Here is a 4,260-nt window from a genome sequence, read left to right as displayed (position 1 = left end):
GGATCCTCGATGGCGGGGAGCGCGCGGTCGAGCGCGACGCGGAGCGTCGCCGCACTCGCCGGATCGACGTCCATGACCTTGGGCTCGCTCAGGAGGTTTCCCGGTGCGCGGTTCCACTGCTGGCCCTCCCCGCGATCCATCGGAAGCTTGACGACATGGCCGTCCGCCCGGCGGAACGTCTCGTATTTGTGGAGAAGCGCCTGGACGCGGTAGGCGCCCTTGGGGATGTCTGCCAGACTATCGAGCGGATAGCCGAGAACTCCGGCGTCGAAGATGGCCTCCTCACCCGGTTTCCATCCGTCTACGTCCATTCCGAACGCGATCTGGGTCGCCGGTCCGTCGACGATTTGAAACCGCGGCTCGTTCGAGGGGTCGTTCGAGATCAGAAGGAGCAGCCGGCCGTCGAGCGCCTCGTCGCCGAGCTTCGGGTCGAAGCGAACGGCGAACCGGAGTCCGCTCGATGGGGGAAGTCCCATTCGCGTTTCGATCTCTCGAAAGCGGGGTTCCGATCGAAGCAGGGACAGACCCGTGCGGGTGCGAAAGTAGACGAGGGACGGGTCCCGCGCGACGAAGGCGCTTTCCAGCTCTTCGAGAGCTTCCTCTACCTCGCCCAAACCAGCATGGACGACGGCGGCATCCACGGGTGAGCGTCCGAGCGTAGCGAGCACCGAGCGGGCCTCTCGGTCTCTGCCGAGCCGAGCGAGCGCAAGCCCGCGATCGGGCTCCCGGGAATCCAGGTACTCGAGCGCCTGTTCCAGGTGGCCGTTCTGGATCTCGATTCGACCCAGCTCCCGTCGAGCCATCGAGAAGTCGGGAAACCGGGAGACGACCTGGCGGAGGTGCTTCTCGGCGTCCTCGACGCGTCCGGCGGCGAGCAGGATCGTGCCGCGCTTCGTCTGGTACAGGGCCGAATCGGGCTCGAGAGCGATGGCCTTCTCGATCTCGCCAAGCGCTTCCTCGTAGCGAGCCGTCACCATGAGCATCATGGCGAACCAGTGGTGCCCTGGGGCGTAGTCGGGCTCGAGGGCGATCGCCCGGCGAAAGCTGTCCTCGGCCGAACGCCAGTCCCACTCGCCGAGATAGCGGGCTAGCCCGAGCGACGCGTGAGCGGTACCGAGCGTCGGATCGAGCGCAATCGCCCGTTCGGCTGCCGCACGCGCCTTGGGCAAGGCGACCGAAGCGGGGGCGTAGCCGTACAAGGCGAGAAGACTGGCGGCGTCGGCGATGCCCGCATGCGCCGCGGCGAGCTCGGGGGCGATTCGCGCCGCCTGCTCGAAGAGCTCCAAGCTCTCCTCGAGGCCAGCCTGGGTGCGGGTCTCCCAGAGAGCGCGCGCTCGGTTACATGCGTCGAGAGCGGCGCTGGGGATTTCCTCGGAAGCAAGAAGGAGCGATAGCGTCAAGAGGATCATGGGAAATCGACGATACCATAGAGTATTCAATGCCGTGGCGGGGACCCGTAATCGATCGAGCCGCCACGGCTCGGGCTGCTTACGGCGCGGCAAGCGCGCCGGGCTCGCTCCGCTCGCGCAGGGTGGGCTGAGTACTCTATCTGCTGGAGCGCCTTTTCCGTGAGGCTCAGGAACCTGCGCTCAGCCTCTGGGCGGTCTCGAGCTCTCGCTGGGCGTCGTCGAAACGCCCCTGACGGTTGTAGACGTCGGCGAGAATGAAATGACCGAAAGGGGCCATCTTGGGTTCCGGTCCTAACTCGATACCCTTCGTGGCGTGCTGCTGAGCCTGGTCCAGATCGCCCGCGTCGAGATGGACCTTCGCGAGGTAGAGATGGCCGATGGCGAACTTGTCGTTGACCTCGATCGCCTTCTCGAAGTGCGCCTTCATCTTCTGAGGCCGACCCGTGCCTCCGTAGAGCTTCGCCAGGTTGAAGTGAGCCTTGAAGTCCTTGGGCGCGACCTCGATCTCCTTCTCATAGGCAGCGATGGCGGCGTCTATCTCACCGCGCTCCTCGTGAATGAGTGCGAGGTTGTAGTGCGCCGTGGCGAGCTGGGGATTCATCTCGAGAGCGCGGTCGACTTCTTCCTTCGCGCGGTCGAGCTCCTTTAAACCGATGTAGCACTCAGCCATCAGGTTGTGGAGCGGCGCCCGCTCGCTTCCGAGGTCGACGGCTTTCTGCAACAGCGCGAGGGCTTCGTCGAACTCCTCGCGCTCCGCGTGGATCTGCGCGAGCATGAAGTAGGCCCGGTTGTCCCTGGCGTCGAGGTCGATGATGCGGCGAAAGCCCGCTTCGGCGTCCTTCGCTCGGCCGAGCTCCTTGTAGGTGAGAGCGAGGCTGTAGAGGGCGGGCTTGTACTCCGGATCCCGCGCGAGCGCCTCCTGAAAAGCAATCAACGCGTTCTCGAGATCGCCCTGCTTCGAGAAGAGGTTTCCTCGGATGTTGTGCGCCTCGAGAATGTCGGGATCTTCCGCGAGGACTCGATCGATCTTCTCGAGAGCCTCTTCGGTATTGCCCTCGCTCGAGTCCGAACCCGCTTGCTTGATGAGGTTGAACAGACCGATCTTGTCCTTGGGGTCAGCGAGCGGACGGTCGGGGTCGATGCTGACGCGGGAGGGGCCCCCGATGTAGCCCAGGGCCGCGAGCTGGGCCTGGGCTTCGGGATCGAGGGTCTCGGGTCCTTTTTCATCGATCCCCTCGACGCCAAAGCGGTCGACGAGATCGTCGAGCGCCGATTTGAGCTTGGCCACGGTGGCTGCCCGCTGTGGGGCGAGGTTGGTGCGTTGCCCGGGGTCCGACGCGACGTCGAAAAGCTCCGGCCTCGGGGCATCGATGAAGTGATAAGAGCCATCACGAATCGACTTCAGCTCGGACCAGCCATAGTGGTTTCGGGGATAGAACGATTCGCCGTAGGCCAGAAGGCCGAGATCCTCGCTCTCTCCGGTGAGAAGGGAGACGAGGCTTTCTCCCTGGACGGTCTCGGGAACCGGTAGGCCGACGAGCTCCAGAAGCGTCGGCATCAGATCGACGGACCGCACTTGCGCGGCGACCCGGCGACCGCGACCCACCTGGCGATAAGGCGTTTTGATCACGAACGGCACGTGCATCGTGGCGTCATAGATGAAGTAACCGTGCGTGTTCTCCGCGTGCTGGCCGAGGCTCTCGCCGTGATCGCCGATGAAGACAACCACGGTGTCGTCCGTGAGACCGCTTTGCTCGATCCAGTCGAAGAGCCGTCCCATCAACGAGTCCACATAGGCGATCTCTCCGTCGTAGGGAGCGGCCCGATACCGGGATAGAAAAGGCTCGGGCGGCTCCCAGGGAGTATGCACGTCGTAGAGGTGGATCCAGGAAAAGAACGGCTGTTCCTTGACACCGTCCATCCAGAGAAGCGCTTCGTCGACCACCTCCCCACCGGGACGCTGCACCGTATCGAGGCCGATCTTCTCGAACTTGTTGAGGTCGAACTCGTCGAAATAACGATCGAACCCCTGATTCAAGCCCCAGCGTGCGTCCAGCACGAACGCCGCCACGAACCCCCCCGTCGCATAGCCCGACGCCTTCAGAGTTTCCGCGAGCGTGACCTGCGCGTCGTCGAGGTAATAACCGCCGTTGTCGCGGACGCCGTGGTACATCGGGAAGGTCCCGGTGAACATCGACGAGTGCGCCGGAAGCGTCAACGGAACGACGGTATGGGCGTTCTCGAAAACGACGCCTTCCGCCGCCATGCGATCGAGGTTGGGTGTCTCGACTTTTTCATAGCCGTAGATCGGAAGGCGGTCCGCTCGGAGCGTATCGGCAGTGACGATCACGACGTTCAACGGGCGAGCGGGCTCGGGACCCGAGCGGCACCCGATGGTTACGACGAGCGAGCTAGCGAGTGCCCCAATCGCGCTTTTCATGGCGGATGCTTAGCGATTCTAGCGCACACGACTGCCCTCATGGGCTTCCACCGCTTAGTCCGACTTATTGGATCGCGCGTACGACGGGCTGGATCGGGCGCTTTATCTCAGCAGGGCAAGTTCAACAACCAATTGAACGGAAACAGCTTGTCGGTTGGCCCAGGCGACGTTTCCTGGCATAAGTTTTGCTCCGTCTAGCGTTTGTACGGATGCCTTCTGTTTCGCGACGCCGGCGGGTCGGCGGCCGCTTTTCATTCTGTGAGGTATGTATGTATCGATTTTCTGGATTCGTGCTCGCGGTCGTGGCACTGCTCGCATCGAGCCTGGCCGAGGCCCAGATCACGACCGGTACGCTCCTCGGTACCATTCGTGACGAGTCCGGCGGCGTTCTGCCGGGCGCCACCGCTTCCA

General features: G+C 63.6%; 2 protein-coding genes. Both read right to left on the bottom strand.

Annotation, left to right across the window (positions count from 1 at the left end):
• Positions 1–1,409 (bottom strand): tetratricopeptide repeat protein (locus tag VEK15_22180; GenBank protein ID HXV63425.1); only part of this gene is annotated, 1,409 nt, incomplete at its 3' end.
• A 166-nt stretch (positions 1,410–1,575) separates the two neighbouring features.
• Positions 1,576–3,849: a sulfatase-like hydrolase/transferase gene (locus VEK15_22175; GenBank protein ID HXV63424.1), complete on the bottom strand. Its 2,274-nt coding sequence runs from the start codon at positions 3,847–3,849 to the stop codon at positions 1,576–1,578.
• Between the last annotated feature and the right edge of the window lie 411 nt (positions 3,850–4,260).

This window comes from Vicinamibacteria bacterium (assembly GCA_035620555.1).
Classification (GTDB): Bacteria; Acidobacteriota; Vicinamibacteria; order Marinacidobacterales; family SMYC01; genus DASPGQ01.
The sequence above is the reverse complement of the archived record's forward strand: the minus strand, read 5'-3'. Positions and strand labels throughout refer to the sequence as shown.

What these genes read in the sequence shown, in the direction of transcription:
- VEK15_22175 (HXV63424.1), bottom strand. Translation starts at nt 3,849, where the DNA reads ATGAAAAGCGCGATTGGGGCACTCGCTAGCTCGCTCGTCGTAACCATC.